The organism is Candidatus Kryptobacter tengchongensis (assembly GCF_001458555.1).
GTDB lineage: Bacteria > Bacteroidota > Ignavibacteria > Kryptoniales > Kryptoniaceae > Kryptonium > Kryptonium tengchongense.
Genome location: NZ_CZVH01000021.1, coordinates 56,630 through 73,840, shown reverse-complemented (window position 1 = coordinate 73,840; position 17,211 = coordinate 56,630). Strand labels below are relative to the sequence as shown.

Genomic DNA, 17,211 nt, shown 5'->3' with positions numbered 1-17,211 from the left:
TTTGAATTTTTAAAACTTACTTTTTATATTTTCGTGTCCCTATTTCCAAAGCTGTTAAATAAAAACAAAGGTGATAAATGGCGGAGTTTGTTCATCTCCACAATCATTCCCACTACAGTATTCTTGATGCCATAAGCACAATTGATGGAATTATTGAATCTGCCGTTCAAAACAAAATGTCGGCAGTTGCGTTAACCGATCACGGAGTTTTATTCGGTGCACTTGAGTTTTACATTAAAGCAAAGGAAGCAGGTATAAAACCGATCATTGGGAGTGAAGTTTACATAGTCACGGAAGGATCAAGATTTGATAAAACGAAGGGAAGCAAAGATGAAGAATCAGATCTTGCGGTGAGAAATAAAAAAACACATTACAAACATCTCGTTCTGCTTGCGAAAAATGAAATTGGTTGGAAAAATCTGATAAAACTAATCACCATTGGTCACACTGAAGGATTTTACTATAAACCGAGGATTGATTTTGAAGTCCTTGAAAAATATAAAGATGGACTTGTAGCCCTTTCATCATGCATCGGTGGTGTTGTTTCAACTTACCTTGTTGATGGTGATTATGAAGGTGCTAAGAAAATGGCTAAAAAATTTAAAGAAATTTTTGGGGATGATTTTTATCTTGAAGTTCAAAATCACTTCATAGATAAAGAACAACCTGTTTTACAAGGGATGCCACGGCTTTCAAAAGAATTAGGGATAAAACTCGTTGCTACAAACGATTGTCACTACATTAAACAAGAACACGCGATTCCTCACAACATTTTCATTTCAATTCAAGATAAAAATTCCGTCAGGGACATCTACCAACTAAAATATGGAACAGATCAAGTTTATTTCAAAACAGCTGAGGAGATGTATCAAGCATTTAAAGATTTTCCCGAAGCGATTGAAACAACGCTTGAAATCGCAGAGAAATGTAATCTTGAAATTGAGCTCGGGAAAAATTATCTGCCCCATTTTCCAATTCCGGAAGACGCTGGCGTAAAAACCCCGGATGAATATCTTGAAAAACTTGCCTGGGAAGGGTTGCAGAAAAGATACAAAACAATAACCAGAGAAGTTGAAGATAGGCTCAAATATGAACTTGATGTGATTAAAAGGATGGGATTTTCAACTTACTTTCTCATTGTGCATGATTTTATAAATCAAGCAAGAAAGATGGGAGTCGCTGTTGGTCCAGGGCGTGGTTCAGCTGCAGGCTCAATAGTTTCATATGCACTTGGAATTACAAATATTGACCCCCTAAAGCATGATTTACTTTTTGAAAGATTTCTGAATCCCGAACGAGTCTCAATGCCGGACATTGACATTGATTTTGCGGATGATAAAAGAGAGCTCGTGATTGAGTATGTTAAGAAAAAATATGGTGAGAAATCCGTTGCGCAGATAATAACATTTGGAACTCTTTCATCTCGTGCAGTGGTAAGAGATGTTGCAAGGGTTCTTGGAATTTCACTTCAAGTAGTTGATTCAATTACGAAAAATATACCTGTTCAGCTGGGTAAACCATTGCCTTTAAATGAAGCGCTTGAGAGACCTGAACTTGAATGGCTTAAAAATACAACCGATCCTAAATTAAAAGAACTCGTCAAATATGCACTTATTCTTGAGGGTTTAAATCGCCATCCTTCAACACATGCTGCAGGGATCGTCATCGCACCCGGGGACATAAGCGATTATGTTCCACTCTATCAAACTCCACAAACTGAATTGATGACACAGTATGATAAAGATTATCTTGAGAAAGCCGGGCTTCTAAAAGTTGACATGCTTGGGTTACGAACGCTTACCGTCATAGTTAACACATTAAAACTAGTTAAGCAAAATTATGGAATTGAAATAAACATTGATGAAATACCACTTGATGATGAAAAAACATATCAACTTCTTGGTGAGGGTAGAACAGTTGGGGTTTTCCAATTTGAAAGTTCTGGGATGCAAGAATACCTAAGGAGGTTAAAACCAACTAACATTAATGACCTTGCTGCGATGAACGCACTCTATAGACCAGGTCCAATAAATATGATTGATGATTACATTGAACGAAAACACGGACGAAAACCTATTGAATATCTCCATCCAAAGCTTGAGCCGATTTTAAAAGAAACATTTGGAATTGTTGTTTATCAGGAGCAAGTGATGCAAATTGCAAATCAGATTGCTGGATTTTCGCTTGCAAAAGCTGACCTTATGAGAAGAGCCATGGGTAAAAAGGACAAAGAACTTATGGCAAAACAAAGAAATGAGTTTATTGACGGCGCTGTTAAAAATGGGGTTGATAAAAAAACTGCTGAAGAAATTTTTGACATGCTTGAAAAATTTGCATCATATGGATTTAATAAAAGTCATGCTGTTGCCTACGCCTATCTTGCATATCAGACTGCGTATCTTAAAGCTCATTTTCCTGCTGAATTTATGGCTGCGACAATGTCAAGCGAATTGAACAACACAGATAAAATAGTGCAATTTATTGAAGATTGTAGAAGGATGGGAATTAAAGTTTTACCTCCAGATGTCAATGAAAGTAATCTTGATTTCACGGTCATAAATCAGAAAACAATAAGGTTTGGGCTTGGTGCAATTAAAAATGTTGGTGAGAACGCAGTAAATGAAATAATCAGAGTTAGAAACGAGGGGGGCAAATTTAAAAATTTATTTGATTTCTGCGCAAGAGTTGATTTAAGAGTTGTTAATAAAAGAGCAATTGAAAGCTTGATCCAAGCAGGTGCGTTTGACTCCTTAAACTGTGGACATAGAGCACAGCTTCTGCAAGCGGTGGAAATGGCAATGAACTATGGTGAAAAAACCAAGAAGGACAAGAAAAACGGGCAAGTGGGTCTGTTTGATCTTTTCAGCAACAGTTCAACAGAAGAAAATTATCCACCGCTTCCAAATGTTGAACCTTGGAGTGAAATGGAAAAACTCTCATATGAAAGGAATGTCCTCGGTTTCTATGTTTCAGGACATCCGCTAATGAGATACTTTGACGAGGTTCAAACTTTTTCAACTGCAAAACTTGGAGACCCAGATTCGGTCCATGACGGAGAGATCGTCCGCGTATGTGGTGTTATAACTGACATGGAAACAAAACTTGATAAGAATAAAAATCAAATGTTAATTTTTGAACTTGAAGATTTCACCGGAAAAGCAGAATGTGTTGCTTTCAGCGATGTTTATAAAAATTATTCAAGGCATCTTTATGTTGAAGCGCTCGTTTTAGTCACGGGTGAAGCAAAAAAGCAAGGGAATTCCTTGCGAATCACTGTCAAAGAAGTTTGTCCCCTTGAAGAGGCAAAGGAAAGATTTATACACAAAGTCATCATTACAGTAGATAAAAATGAAACCCCAGAAAAGGTAGAAAAATTATCCGAACTTCTCAGAAAGTGTGAAGAGGGAAACTGCATAATTGAGATTGATGTTGTAAATAGCGGAACTTTTGTTCAAAAGTTTGAAATTCCTTATAACCTTGTCAAACCATCAACTGATTTGATTAACAGTTTAAAAGAATTGTTCGGAGAGAAAAATATCAAACTAATTCCAAAATAAATCAAGGGATAAAAATGTCAAAAAACATAATTGAATTAACTGATTTGAACTTTGAGGATGAAGTTCTTAAATCAGATAAGCTTGTGCTTGTAGATTTTTGGGCTGAGTGGTGTGCTCCATGTAGGATGATCGCTCCAATAATTGAAGAAATTGCAAATGAATACGCTGACAGATTAAAAGTTGGGAAATTAAATGTTGATTATAATCCAAAAACGGCGATGAAATACGGAATAATGAGCATCCCAACTCTTTTGCTTTTTCAAAATGGTCGGGTCATTGAACAAATAGTCGGAGCGATGCCTAAGAAAAATCTTCTCGCAAAACTTGAAAAATATCTCTTGCCAGTGTGATCTTTCTAAAAGGGAGACGCAAGTCTCCCTTTTTATTTTTCATTTCAAATAAAAAAATTTAGAAAATGATAAGAGTTCTCTTCCTTTGCACTGGAAATTCCTGTAGAAGCCAAATGGCAGAGGGATTGTTAAGACATTTGGGGGATAATAAATTTGAAGTTTTCTCTGCAGGGACTCACCCATCATTTGTCCATCCTCTCGCAATTGAAGCAATGAAAGAAATTGGAATTGATATCTCAAATCACAGATCAAAAAGCGTAACTGAGTTTCTCGGACAAAGTTTTGACTATGTAATAACAGTTTGTGACAAAGCCAAGGAATCATGTCCTACTTTCCCTGGGGAGACAAAAAGGATTCACTGGAGTTTTGAAGATCCAGCCGAAGCAACTGGAACAATAGAAGAAAAAATGAAAGTTTTCAGAAAAGTTAGAGATGAGATTAAGGAACATATCATTTCTTTCATAAATGAAATTCAAACAAAATCTCAAACGGAAAATGTTTCTGGCAATTGACATTGGAAACACACACACTGTTTTCGGAATTTACAAAAATGGGAAATTGCTTCACGATTGGAGAGTTTCAAGTTTAATAACGAGAACAGAAGATGAAGCTTGGTTTCTCGTCAAATTTTTTTGCAACGATGTGAATATAGATATAAAAAGTATAAGTGGGGTTGGGATTTCATCTGTTGTTCCGAATCTTACAGATATTTTCGTCTGGATGAGCCAAAAGCATTTCAAAATTGATCCGATTATCGTTTCAGCTGAGATTGATCTCGGGATAAAAATTTTATATGATGACCCAAGCGCTGTAGGTGCTGACAGGCTGTGCAACGCCGTTGCCGGTTATACAAAATATGGGGGACCTATTATAGTTGTTGATTTTGGGACAGCAACAACTTATGATGTAGTATCCGAAAATGGTGAATATCTTGGTGGAGTTATAGCCCCAGGGATTGAAACAAGCGCTGCTGAACTTCACAGAAGAGCCGCGAAATTACCCAAGATTGAGCTTCATTTCCCAAGAGATGTGATAGGGAAAAACACTGTCGCAAGTATGCAATCTGGGATAATGTATGGAGCTATTGACGCAATGGAAGGAATGATAAAAAGAATTAAAAATATCATAGGTCAGCATTCAAAGGTTATCGCAACGGGTGGGCTTGCAAAAACAATAATTGAGCGAACAAATGTAATTGATTTTTATGAACCGTCGCTTGTCCTTGATGGAATTTATATAATTTATACCAGACTAAAAAACAAAAACTTCACTCCATAACCTTGATAAGTTTCTTCTCCGAGAGCAGAACATCAAGAAGTTCGTAAATTTTTACGGGTTTTGTTTTCCCCTTCACTGTTATTTCACCTATCTCTCTTACTTTGAAAAAACCTTTAACTTTTTCGTAGGTATATTCACTTATGATTATGCTTGTTCCAAACTCTTTATTTATCGCCTCAAGTCGTGCACCAAGGTTTACACTATCCCCTATGACTGTATAATTAAATCTACCGTAACCACCAATGTTTCCGACGATCATTTCACCAGTGTTAATTCCGATTCTCATATGAAGCAATGGTTTCCCCTCTTTTTCCCATCTTATCCGCAATTTTTCAAGTTCAAATTGCATTTTTAATGCACAAAGACATGCCCGTAAAGCGTGATCCTCATAATAAATTGGAGCACCCCAAAAAGCAACAATCGCATCACCAATATATTTATCAAGCGTCCCCCCGTATTTGAATACCACTTTTGTCATTGAATCAAAATATTCATTCAAAAGATTGAAAATAAACTCTGGTGGATACGCTTCACTTATAGTTGTGAAGTTCCATAAATCTGAAAATAAAACCGTCATCTCCCTTTTCTCACCACCAAGACGAACAAGTTCAGGATTTGAAACAAGTTGATTAACGACGGAAGGATGAACATAATAGCCAAATATCGTCTTTATGAGCTTTTTTTGTTTTCTCTCGGTTAAATACTGATAAACTATTGAACCAATATAAGCAATAGTGCCACCAAGAACTGGTGACACCACAGGGAGAAGGAAATTATTATTGAAAGAAATGATGACAACAAAACTCCACAAAACAAAAAGTAAAATTAAACTTAAAACCCCAAAGATTTCAGTTAAAAATTCTGGGCGAATTTTTAAATGTCTTACCCCAACAGCGAGCGCAAAACTTAACAAAGAAATCATAAAAATTATCAAAAATGAAGCAAAACCAGAAATTTTAACGATGAATTTTTGCTCAAGAATAGTTGCAACAGCGTTTGCGTGAATCTCAACCCCATACATAAGATTGCTCTCATCCTTAACAAACGGGCTTGGTAAAAGATCACCAAGCTCCCCTTTAAATTCTGGAATTGCACTGCCAACTATAACAATTTTATCTTTGAAAACCTTATCGTGAAGAAGCCCAAATTCGGGGTTATCAAATGTGTTTATATCGCCATATATAAGCTCATCCTTCGTTTTAAAATCTTCATCATCAAGTACATCAATTAAACTTATATATTTGAAAGTCCCCGCTGGTCCAGCAAAATTTATAAGCCAAGTTTTATCATCAAACTTGGGAATTTTCAAACTGCCAATTTTAAAAAAACCATTCTCAAAAGGATGCCTTGGTGGTAAATCATAAACTGAATCAATTGTAAATCCATAATATAAAAGCAAAATCGCAAGTCCAAAGCTTGGGAAAACTGTATCACCTGCGGAAAAAACGGGCACATATCTTCGGCAAACGCCATCATAATCGCGTAAAACCTCAACTATCCCCGGATACGAACCCATTGTCCCAATGAAGATGTTCCTCAGAAAATTTTTCGCTTCAATAATTCTACCTTTTAAAGCTGCCCCTTTTGCCTCACGACCTGCAAGAACTACATTCCCAACTTCTTCAACCGCCCTTCTAAATTCAGCGTCGTTCTCGGGATTTCTATCGGGAGAATCAAAATTGATATCAAAAGCTACAATCTTAGCCCCAGCTTTCTTTAAATTTCTTAACAATTTAGCATAATAACTTCTCGGCCATGGCCACCTATGAGGAGCCCGATCAAGCGAAGACTCGTCAATCGCAACAATTACAATATCTGAGGAATCCGCAAAATTAAAAACACTTCCTCTGTAATTAAAACGTAAATCTATCGTCCTCAACTCAACCCCCTTTAAAGTGGAAATATATTCAGCTGTGATAAAAGAAATTATAGCGCTCAAAAACGCAACAAGCAGAGAAATTTTTAAAACTTCATATTTAACTTTCTTATCCATCTCTCAAAAACTTATCCTGTATGTTAAATACGCAACCACATCAACATAGCTATAGAAAAGCAAATTACAATTGAAATTTAAACTTTGATTTCGGGCAACCTCATAAGATCCACCGAAATAAATATAAAGTCGCCTCAAATCCCCAAAACTTGGTGCAAGATTACCCCAAACCCGCGTCTTCCCAAGTCTGTAATCAGCTCCACCACCAAATGAAACATAATTAAACTTTTCATCACGCACCCCAATAAACTTATTCGCAGTATCAAAAATAGGTCTTTTAAATTTTGAACTGTTAAAAGCCAATATAAAATTACCACGAATATTTTCTCTAACATCAGAATAAAGCGAAAGAAGGAGATTCACATTTTTAAAATCAGAATTTAATATCGTTCTATCGTCAGAGCCAGTCAGAGAAAAGGTGAAATTCACACGATTTCTAAATATGTATTCAAAACTGTAACTTATGTCAAAACTTAACTTATTCACACTTACATTCAATGCTCTAAGTGTATCCGCATTAGGCACTCCATTATCACTGGTTGATTGCGAATATGTTAATGAAAGATTTGGTAAATTCATAAGTGGCGAATACATCGCCGAAACTTCCCATGTAACAAAGTTTGTGGTATAATCACGCTGTTTTTTTGTGTTATCACTTAAATTTTCAAACCTGAATGTCAAAAATACTTGATTTCTCAACAGCCTCAACCTATCAAAAACTTTGAACCCGCGAATATCTTGCCTCAAATATGGTTGCCCGAAAGATAAATACTCGTTCCCGTGAAAGATATAATCAAACTTGAAAAAATTCCCAAAATAATTCAAGTTCACCCCGATCTCATAAGCAAGGCTGGAGAATCCAAGCGGATTTATTGGAACTACATATTGATTTACTGGTATAAACTTTTCAATTAAAGGGCGGTACTTTTTCAAATTATCTCTCAAACTTGGTGTATCTTTAAAAAGCGAATCAATGTCCTCATCCGTCCAGCTTTTCGCTTTCAAGTTCTCATTTCTTACGCTTAGCGCACCTTGCGCCCTTATTTCAGTCCTCGTGTTATCCAAAGAAAGCAAAAGATTTGAGCCTAAAACGACATTTTTTTGTGGATTGCCACCAAACCTTATTGACCCTTTATCATCTTCTGAAACAAGATATGTGAAACCAAGTTCAAAATTTTTCTTGAACTTAAAGGCAGGTTTTACAGCGAAAAGATTTCTCTTGTAAACTCCATAATTATAAACAAAAACTTTCCCGCTCGCTGTATCATAAATACTATTTTGCGGGAGCGTCTCTGATAAACTATCAATAGGTATTTCCCTTAAAAGTGCCCCTTCAATCTCTCTTTTCGTTTCACCGTTTACAACCTCAATTTGGAAATATCTGAGATCAACTTTCCCATAGAAACCTCTAACTCTATATCCGCTCAGCACAAGCGATGAAAAATTTGGATAAACATCGCCAAACCCAATTTTAACCCAGTCGGACAAATTACCCTCAATCAAAAACCTATGTTGTGGTTGAATATTTGAACGTTCTTCGCTTGTCAAATAAAGATTTGTGTTAAAGTTTAAAAATCTGTAATTACCATTGAAATTACCCCTGCCACGAATATAAAAATTACTGCTATTTTTAACCGATTCTTGCCTTAGTTCAAGTTCAAAATTCGCCCCATAATTTATCTTCTCTCTTTGCACAACCTCAACAGGGGACAAAACATTGAATTCCCACGAAGTTCTTGCAACGATTTTGCCAAGTGTATCTTTCAAAATTATAGTGACTTTGTGAACGCCGGGTTTAATTTGAAAATTAAAATTATCGGGGACGAAAGTAACAAGTTCAGGTGAAATCATTGCCCAATTTGTTACATCAACATTATCAAACAAGATTTGAGTTTTCCCAGGGTCAAAATTTTCAACCTCTATAAGCGAAGCGGATACAATCAAATCCTCCGGGCGAAGGCTTGCTCCTTTTTCAGGGCTTAAAATTATGATCGCTTCTGAGTCCTCGGAACCTGAAATAGGTACTTGCATAAACTCATCTCTGCTTTTGCCCGGGAAATAACTTAATTCTTGATTTTTATTCACAACTTCAATGAACATTTCAAGCGAAGGTGCCTTTACATTCTTCCCGGGGATCGTCACAATCACAATGTTTTCACGGGATAATGGGATTTCAATCTGATTAAATTCACTTTCACCAGCTGACCTATAAAATAATTTTACTTCAGCTATCTCTGCAACATTTGCGAATTCAATTCTCAATTTTAAGTTCTCCCCGCTTATACCTTTTTGAGTTGGGACAACGCTCAAAACATATTTTGTTTGGGCGGGGGAAATTGTCACAAAAAGAAAAATTAAAATAAAAACAGCGAAAATTTTGTGCATGGGGGTATTTATTTTTCTTTGATTTTAATTTTGATTTCTTTTCCTTCCCCCGTTTTACCTCTTATCTCAATCTCCCTCTTTTCAATTGATCTTTTTATTTCTTGAGATTTCCTCAGTTCAAATTCAGTCATTGAGCGAGTTAAAATTTCTCCATCCTTTCTTGATATTCCAATTTCCCCCGCTCCAACAGTTTTGCTTGTATTTGAAATTTTGTTCAAAAAATCAACCATGCCTTCTCTAACCATCAAAGTATCCGCATCAGCTCTGGAAATTAAAACTCCTTCCGTCCCCCTTATTGTAGCAACGGACAAAGGTGTTGTAAATTCAAATTTACCTTTAACCTTCGTCACTTTGAAATCAACACCACCGTTTTCAATATTAACTTTTCGGGAATAATTTCCTTTCGGATTTTCACCCACAATTTCAATCACCGTGTTTTCATCAACCCTGAGAAAACTTCCGTCAAGGAACTTCACAAGGACAAAAGATTTTTCATCTGTTTTGATAAGTGCCCCAGATTCAAGCCCCAATCCTTTCTGAGCTGGTTTCCATTCTTCAATTTTTGGCGGTTTATGATATGCTTTGTTCTTAACAAGTTGGATAACAGCAATTGTTGGAGCATAGCTAACAAAACCCAAAAACAAAATTGCAAATGTTAAAATTAGCCCAAGTTTAAAAATTTCCCTTTTCATCTTTCCAAATCAAAATTTATTTTTCTTCAATTATTACTTCGTATTTACCCTTGTCCGTTAAAAGTTTAAGGATTTCCTCAATTTCAGCTGGGGTTGCTGGTCTTCCATCAACTAAAATCACAAGGTCAGACACAATATCATTCAGCAAATCTGCAAGTTCAGAATTGCCACTTGACCTTAAAACCTTTACAAGATTTTCAAGATTTCGCCTCTGATCGGGAGTAAGGCTTGGGGTTATTCTCGTTGTGACTGGCACACCAAGCTTAACATCAAAGCTCCATATTTCACTTTTAACCTCCTCCGTCCCACGACTGCCCTGAATATATGACTTAACATACCAGAAATATGTCTTGCCATCTTCAAGTGGGAGAGCTTCCTGAGGATACTGAACCTGAGTTTCGGTTGTTTTATACTTCCATCTCAAATTTCTATCACCTGAAACAACCTCCTCAGGTGTTTCTTGATTCGGAAGCTTCTCATAAACAGAAATCTCAAATTCTTTAAAATATGGAGCAATCCACTTGAAAATTGGAAATTGCGTCCTTACCTCGGATTGATACGCTGGTGAAACAAGGTCAATCCTTGATGGATTCGTCACCTCATAAACCTTCTCCCATGAGTCAAGAATTGAAAGCTCCGCTTCGTTCAAGATTTGAATCAAAAACCTATATCTTCCAGCTGGTAATCTTCCCGTTGATTGAGCGAGATCTTTTATCCTTTTTATCTTATCCTCATAAATTTGCGTTCTTCCTCCATCGCTTTTTATACCCGTTCGCCCCGAAGCAAGATCTTGATTGGTAAAACTTAATCCACCCCTTTCCACTGTGAATGGCAAACTCCATGCGTCAGCTAAAATATCTTCAGGCTCATTCCCTATTCTCACAAATACTTGAAAATGCAGCTTCACTCTGATCGGGTCGCCAGAATTCGTGATCATTACAGTAAATAAAAGCGGTAAATCCTTTAACTTACTAACATCAAGATCAGCGATATTCACTTGGTCAAGTGTGGCTGGAGCAGTAACTTGTATCCTGACTTGCCCAAGGGCAAGCGTTGTAAAAAGTATAAAAATCAAAAATTTTTTCATAACACACTCCAAAATTTTATTTTTATCCTCGTTTTAAATTTAAATCTCGCCATGTTTTTAATTCAGTGAGTAAAATCACAAGTCAAAAATGAACGATATCGTTATAAAGCACAAATATCATCAAAATTATAAGAATGACGATGCCAACCTGCTGAATTGCAATTTTAACTTTATATGAAAGTTCCTTTCTTATAATTCCTTCAATTATCAAAATTGCAAGGTGTCCTCCATCAAGTCCAGGGAAGGGGAAGATGTTAAGAAATGCAAGACTTATGCTTAAAATAGCCATAAATCCAAGGAAGGCGGTAAAACCTATATCCGCACTTTGAGTAGCAAATTTCGCAATTCTTATAGGTCCAGCAATCCCCTTCTGAATAGGAATTTTCCCAGTGATGAGCTGTTTTATACCACTTATGGTTAAAGCCGAAACCCTATAGGTTTCTCTAACTCCAATCCACAGTGCTTCAATTGGATTATAGCTTTCTTTTTTCACTGGACCATTGTAAACGCCTGTAATTTGCACCCCAATTCTTCCATCAGGATCGGGGGTTACCTTTTGTTCAAAAATTTTATCATTTCGTTTTATTTTCAATGTTATCTCTTTGCCAGCGTTTGATCTTATAATTGATGTAAGTTGTGAAGGACTATAAATTCTTTCATCATTTGCCGAAATTATCACATCTTTGGGTTGTATCCCAATTTTTTCAGCTGGACGACCTGGTTCAACTGCCATCACCATCGTTTCAATATGCTTAGGCAAAATTCCAAGAATTTCCTCAGATGAAAACTCGGGTATTTTCTCACGTGGAATCAATATAAACTTTTTCTCGCCATCACGCTGAACCTCAAATAGAAGATCCTTGTTCAAATCATCAACGAAAGCTATTCTTATTATATCGTCCCAATAATTTATCCTTTTCCCATTCAAAGTTAAAACTTTATCACCTTCTTTAAATCCCGCTTCAAAAGCGGGCGAATTCGGAACTATATATCCAACCTCATTCACATCTCTGAATGTTTTACCTTGAACCATAAAAACCGCCCAAAAAAGAAACACAGCAAGAAGCATGTTCATAATTACACCAGCTGTTATAACAAAAAATTTTTGATAGAACGGTCTGCTTCTAAACTCGTAGGGCTCGGGCTTTGAACCCAAGAAACCTGTATCCAAGCTTTCATCAACCATACCAGCAATTTTAACATAACCCCCCAAAGGAAAAGCAGAGATTCTATAATCTGTCTCACCAATTTTCTTGCCAATTAACCTCGTCCCAAATCCAATAGAGAAAACCTCAACTCGCATCTTTGAAAGCTTTGCAGCTATGAAATGACCAAATTCATGGACGAGAACGAGAACACCAATTGTTATAGCAAAGTAAAATATTGTCTTTATTACCTCCATCTTAACTTATTTCCTCCAAATTTTTTACAAATTTTCTTGTTTCTGAATCAACCCTTAAAATGTCTTCAAGTTCAGGGTTAAATTTAGGTTTATGCGCATCAATTGCTCTCTTTATTATCTCTGGTATCTTCGTAAATTTGATTTTTTTATTAAGAAAAGCTTCAACAGCAACCTCGTTTGCAGCATTTAAAACAGTCGGATAAGTCCCTCCAATACTTGCAACCTCATAGGCAATTCTTAAACATTCAAATTTATCAAGGTCCGGTTCAAGAAATGTCATTTGACCAAGTTTTACAAAATCCACTCTACCATAATCTGCATAGGTTCTCTCAGGGTAAGTCAAAGCATATTGAATTGGAATTTTCATATCTGGCACACCAAGTTGCGCTTTTATAGAACCATCAACAAATTCAACCATGGAGTGAATCACTGACTGTGGATGAATTACAACCTTTATTTTATCAACGCTTAACCCAAAAAGCCAGTGTGCTTCTATCACCTCAAGCCCTTTATTCATCAAAGTTGCAGAGTCAATTGTTATCTTATTTCCCATTTTCCAGTTTGGGTGTTTCAACGCTTCTTCAACTGTTACATTTTCAAGCTCAACTTTATCCCTGTAAAGAAAAGGTCCACCAGAGGCGGTCAAAATTATTCTGTTAATGTCTGAAACATTCTCTCCAACGAGGCACTGAAAAATAGCATTGTGTTCGCTATCAACAGGGATAAGTTCAACATTATTTTCCTTTAAAAGTTTTGTGATTATCTCACCTGCGACAACAAGTGTTTCTTTATTTGCAAGGGCGATTCTCTTTCCGCTTTCAATTGCTTTTATCGTCGGCTTCAATCCAGAAAATCCAACAAGTGAATTTAAAACAACATCAACATCATCTCTACTAACAACCTCAAGCAATCCTTCTTCTCCAGAAAGAACTTCAATCTCGCCATTGACAAAATTTGAAAATTCCCTTGCTTTTTCTTTATCAAAAATCACCACACCTCTTGGTCTTAAGAGCTTTACCTGCTCAAAAAGAAGCTCTATGTTTTTATTTACCGCAAGATAAGTAACCTTAAATCGGTCAGGAAAATTTCTAATTACTTCAATTGCATTTCTTCCTATTGAGCCAGTTGACCCAAGGATTGCGATATTCTTCATCACCGTCAAAAAATTTTTTCAAGCTTATCACAAAAACAATTTATGAAACTACAAAAAATAAAACAAATTTAACCGATAATTTAAAATGTAAAATCGCTATTGAACACCCCCACAATTCAAAACACAAGAGACAGGGACTTTTACTTTACCAAAACCATTTTCCTAACCTTGAGAAATTGTCCAGCTTCAATTCTGTAGAAGTAAACACCCGAAGGCAAATCCTCCGCTTCAAACTTTACAGTGTGAATCCCAGCCTCAAGCTCTTCATCAACAACAGAAGCAATGAACCTTCCAAGAACATCGTAAACATAAAGTTTAACATACATACGTTGAGGCAAACTAAACCTTATCAAGGTTGATGAATTAAATGGATTTGGGTAATTTTGTTCAAGCGAAAATTCCAATGGCAATGTATTATCTGCAACAGCAGTAATTCTTCCGCCAACTTGTAAATCATCAAAATAAATTTCTCCCTCTTTATCAGCACCTTGGGACTGTCTTATGACAATGCTGTGAAATTGCTTGCTTGAGCCAGGAACAGACGAAATTGGGAATGAGATAAACCTCCATCCATACCAATTTACAGGACCAAGATTTACAATGTAATTATTTGGATTGTAAAACCAGAATTCAAGTTGATTTCCACTCAAATCACCATAAACCCACAGTCCAATATCTCCACTCGCATCTGAAACTGTCGGCTTTGAGGAATTATAAACTCTTACAACTCCGCCAGTTTCACCGGTGAATTTATAAATTAATTTACCAGAGTTTGAAGCACTTATCTTTTTCTCCCCGGAGATAACGAAATTAGTTACGCTTGTGTCTATACCTGTTGTGCTTCCGCTTTGAGTTGGTTTCCACCACGAACCAATTGTTTCAAAAGAATCAATTACATTTCCACGATAGAAAATCCCCGGCTCGGTTTTGAAAACAAAAACATAATCAGATGTCGTTGCATTGCCAAATAAATCCTTTAGACCAGCCAAAAACTTAACTTTGTAAATTTTATCGTTTGAAAGCGGGCTTGAAGGTTTAAATGTAACTATACTTTTGTCATTCTTTATAACATGTTTACCCCCAGTAATTGAAATAGTCTGATCATTTTCATCAACTAACTTAACTCTGCTTGCCAAACTTGCGCTTTCAATCGGCTCGTTGAATACAAATTTCATCTCTGCGTATATACTCACATTCTCACCCGTTGGATAACCCTTTTCAACAATTGGGGGATAGATATCAGGTGCGGTCGTCGTAAACTCAATGTAATACGGATCTCCTGGCACTCCATCGCCATCACCGTCAATCTTTAAACCAAAAACACTCTTAGCTCCTGTATCAATCTTTATCGTGTATGTTGTTGAAAATTCCCAAAACTTGTTAGGTTTTATCTCAAGCGTTCGCTGATCAGAACTCCATATAAATGTCACCGTATCAGCGGGAGTCATAATAAGATTTGTTTCAACAGATGCTTTATCCATTGGCACAGAAAAATTAATCACAACAGATTTATAAGCAAGAAAATTACGAGCCCCAGACTCAGGCACAACTGAAATAACTTTCGGCGGAACTTGGTTAGAACGAATTAAACTTAAATAATAACTCCAGTTCCATCCAGATCCCGGGTCTGTATGATTATTGCAGGATGTAGGATAAGTTGATATAGGGTCATAAGTGGCAAAATCCCATTCTTGACGGACAACTGGCCACTGCGGTTGTTGCCAGAAATTATGCCCAATTATGTGATTACTATCTACCGGGATTGCCCACCTATTAACCATATTTCTCACAAGTTTGGCGGATTCAAGATACATAACAGGGGTAAACCAACGATCTGGCTCTTGAATCCAACCTTCATGTTCAATCCCAAGTGTGAAATTATTCCAACATCTTGCATGCCACGCTTTGTCTTTTTCTCTTACAAGTTGAACTATATACCCATCGGAACTCCGAATAACATAGTGTGCGCTCGCATTTGATGCTGGATTTTTCAACCAAGAAACTGAACCAGCAAAACTCCCTTGAGTCACATGAATTACAATTCTTGTTGTGTAAGGTCTATTTTCTGTATAATTTGGGCTCGGATCCCAAACAGCTGGGGGATAATCTTCTGAATTTATTTCATCTGGCTTTACAATTTTTAAATTTGCTCTTTCAAATAAATCATCTGGAAAAATTGACATATCAATTTCCATTTTCTCAATCTTTATACCAAACCCTTCAAACCCTGTTGACAAAACCTTATAAACATCGTATGCAAAAATCTGAGCTATCTCTGGTTGAGGAATTCCGCTGAACTTTGCGAGGACATCTTTATAATCTTCAATCTTTGCAACTCCCTTTTTCAATCCCCTTTCCTTTGAAAGTTTGGCAAGCAACGCAGATGCAGCTCTTATGTTCTGATATAAATCTTTCTTGACGACCTCCACTGGAACGCCAATCAATTTAGCTCCTTCAACTAAACTATGTCCAAACCAATTATCATCGTGCAAGCCCATTATCCCATAAGCAGGCGGTTTACCATTGCAAGCTGGTTCAAGTTTTTCAGGCTCAATATGAACCCATCTTGTATTCACAAATGCAATCGCTTCAAGTAATTCAGCTGGGACACCAAATTCGTCACCTGCAAGTTGAAAATACTTCTTCAGGTCATCAGCAGAAACGCCAACATATAAAAACAGCGTAAAAATTATGATTAATCTTCTCATAAAAAGTTCACACAGAGTTTTTGTTTTTCTCATCTATAAAATAATGAAATGATTAAATATTGCGCAATAATTTAGTGCAGATTTTACCCCGAGATAAAAAATCCCTCTTCACCGCTTTTAAAACCGAGTCACAAACTGTTTTGCTGTTGCTGGGCTATTGTTCTATTTTTTATTTTCTCATTTTAAATCTTATTGGCACCACTACTCTTGCCTTTGCTGGCTTGCCTTGATGATAGGGTGATGTAAATTTCATCTGTAAAACAGCATCTCTTGCTACCTCATCACAACCGTAACCTATTCCCTTTATAACTTCAGCAAAATCAACTTCTCCATTTTCATTTATATAAGCCATCACATACACAGTTCCCTCAATTCCGTTTTTTATCGCGCTATCTGGATATTTAATTTTCTTCTGAATTGCTTCTAATCCACCTATTATCCCTGGCGGGGTATCTACTATCATAGCATAACTTTCTTTATTGATTTCAGCCTTCGGGGTCAAAGGCAATATCTCGGAATTTAAATCCCCATTTTCTTTTGACTTTTGACAGGCAATAAAAATCACCGCCAACATAAGAATAAAAATTTTCCGAACCATAATTTTCA

The 17,211-nt window shown here is 36.5% G+C and carries 12 protein-coding genes; 4 read left to right on the top strand and 8 right to left on the bottom strand.

What is annotated here, in order from left to right:
• Positions 1-77: 77 nt before the first annotated feature.
• From dnaE to AT685_RS01870, 4 genes are all read left to right on the top strand, one after another.
• On the top strand, positions 78-3,557 hold the full coding sequence (dnaE, locus tag AT685_RS01885) for a DNA polymerase III subunit alpha (RefSeq protein ID WP_072151309.1): 3,480 nt from the start codon (positions 78-80) through the stop codon (positions 3,555-3,557).
• A gap of 14 nt (positions 3,558-3,571) precedes the next feature.
• Positions 3,572-3,907 carry a thioredoxin TrxA gene (gene trxA, locus AT685_RS01880; RefSeq protein ID WP_072151308.1) on the top strand — a complete coding sequence of 112 codons (336 nt, stop codon included), beginning with the start codon at positions 3,572-3,574 and terminating at the stop codon, positions 3,905-3,907.
• A gap of 65 nt (positions 3,908-3,972) precedes the next feature.
• A complete protein-coding gene (locus tag AT685_RS01875) occupies positions 3,973-4,419 on the top strand; it encodes an arsenate reductase ArsC (protein WP_072151307.1) in 447 nt (148 codons plus the stop codon).
• Positions 4,403-5,185 (top strand): type III pantothenate kinase, encoded by a 783-nt coding sequence (locus AT685_RS01870; protein WP_072151306.1) that lies wholly within the window; start codon positions 4,403-4,405, stop codon positions 5,183-5,185. The genes AT685_RS01875 and AT685_RS01870 overlap by 17 nt, the downstream gene beginning before the upstream one ends.
• Here AT685_RS01870 and AT685_RS01865 read toward each other — a convergent pair.
• From AT685_RS01865 to AT685_RS01830, 8 genes are all read right to left on the bottom strand, one after another.
• Positions 5,175-7,178 (bottom strand): CHASE2 domain-containing protein, encoded by a 2,004-nt coding sequence (locus AT685_RS01865; protein WP_072151305.1) that lies wholly within the window; start codon positions 7,176-7,178, stop codon positions 5,175-5,177. The two genes, AT685_RS01870 and AT685_RS01865, sit on opposite strands and share 11 nt — an antisense overlap.
• 3 nt (positions 7,179-7,181) lie before the next feature.
• On the bottom strand, positions 7,182-9,563 hold the full coding sequence (locus tag AT685_RS01860; RefSeq protein WP_072151304.1) for a hypothetical protein: 2,382 nt from the start codon (positions 9,561-9,563) through the stop codon (positions 7,182-7,184).
• A gap of 8 nt (positions 9,564-9,571) precedes the next feature.
• Entirely contained in the window at positions 9,572-10,255 is a 684-nt protein-coding gene (locus AT685_RS01855) for a FecR family protein (RefSeq protein ID WP_072151303.1), read from the bottom strand.
• Between the two features lie 16 nt (positions 10,256-10,271).
• Positions 10,272-11,342: a hypothetical protein gene (locus AT685_RS01850; protein WP_072151302.1), complete on the bottom strand. Its 1,071-nt coding sequence runs from the start codon at positions 11,340-11,342 to the stop codon at positions 10,272-10,274.
• A gap of 82 nt (positions 11,343-11,424) precedes the next feature.
• Positions 11,425-12,744: an RIP metalloprotease RseP gene (rseP, locus tag AT685_RS01845; RefSeq protein WP_072151301.1), complete on the bottom strand. Its 1,320-nt coding sequence runs from the start codon at positions 12,742-12,744 to the stop codon at positions 11,425-11,427.
• 1 nt (position 12,745) lies between these two features.
• On the bottom strand, positions 12,746-13,897 hold the full coding sequence (locus AT685_RS01840) for a 1-deoxy-D-xylulose-5-phosphate reductoisomerase (protein ID WP_072151300.1): 1,152 nt from the start codon (positions 13,895-13,897) through the stop codon (positions 12,746-12,748).
• A gap of 140 nt (positions 13,898-14,037) precedes the next feature.
• A complete protein-coding gene (locus tag AT685_RS01835) occupies positions 14,038-16,605 on the bottom strand; it encodes an Ig-like domain-containing protein (protein WP_159420453.1) in 2,568 nt (855 codons plus the stop codon).
• A 169-nt stretch (positions 16,606-16,774) separates the two neighbouring features.
• The gene (locus AT685_RS01830) at positions 16,775-17,203 is read right to left on the bottom strand and encodes an energy transducer TonB (RefSeq protein WP_143713072.1); all 429 of its coding nucleotides are present in this window, start codon (positions 17,201-17,203) and stop codon (positions 16,775-16,777) included.
• Positions 17,204-17,211: the final 8 nt, after the last annotated feature.

What these genes read in the sequence shown, in the direction of transcription:
- AT685_RS01865 (WP_072151305.1), bottom strand. Translation starts at nt 7,178, where the DNA reads ATGGATAAGAAAGTTAAATATGAAGTTTTAAAAATTTCTCTGCTTGTT.
- AT685_RS01850 (WP_072151302.1), bottom strand. Translation starts at nt 11,342, where the DNA reads ATGAAAAAATTTTTGATTTTTATACTTTTTACAACGCTTGCCCTTGGG.
- AT685_RS01840 (WP_072151300.1), bottom strand. Translation starts at nt 13,897, where the DNA reads ATGAAGAATATCGCAATCCTTGGGTCAACTGGCTCAATAGGAAGAAAT.
- trxA (WP_072151308.1), top strand. Translation starts at nt 3,572, where the DNA reads ATGTCAAAAAACATAATTGAATTAACTGATTTGAACTTTGAGGATGAA.
- AT685_RS01855 (WP_072151303.1), bottom strand. Translation starts at nt 10,255, where the DNA reads ATGAAAAGGGAAATTTTTAAACTTGGGCTAATTTTAACATTTGCAATT.
- rseP (WP_072151301.1), bottom strand. Translation starts at nt 12,744, where the DNA reads ATGGAGGTAATAAAGACAATATTTTACTTTGCTATAACAATTGGTGTT.
- AT685_RS01875 (WP_072151307.1), top strand. Translation starts at nt 3,973, where the DNA reads ATGATAAGAGTTCTCTTCCTTTGCACTGGAAATTCCTGTAGAAGCCAA.
- AT685_RS01830 (WP_143713072.1), bottom strand. Translation starts at nt 17,203, where the DNA reads ATGGTTCGGAAAATTTTTATTCTTATGTTGGCGGTGATTTTTATTGCC.
- AT685_RS01860 (WP_072151304.1), bottom strand. Translation starts at nt 9,563, where the DNA reads ATGCACAAAATTTTCGCTGTTTTTATTTTAATTTTTCTTTTTGTGACA.
- AT685_RS01870 (WP_072151306.1), top strand. Translation starts at nt 4,403, where the DNA reads ATGTTTCTGGCAATTGACATTGGAAACACACACACTGTTTTCGGAATT.
- AT685_RS01835 (WP_159420453.1), bottom strand. Translation starts at nt 16,605, where the DNA reads ATGAGAAGATTAATCATAATTTTTACGCTGTTTTTATATGTTGGCGTT.
- dnaE (WP_072151309.1), top strand. Translation starts at nt 78, where the DNA reads ATGGCGGAGTTTGTTCATCTCCACAATCATTCCCACTACAGTATTCTT.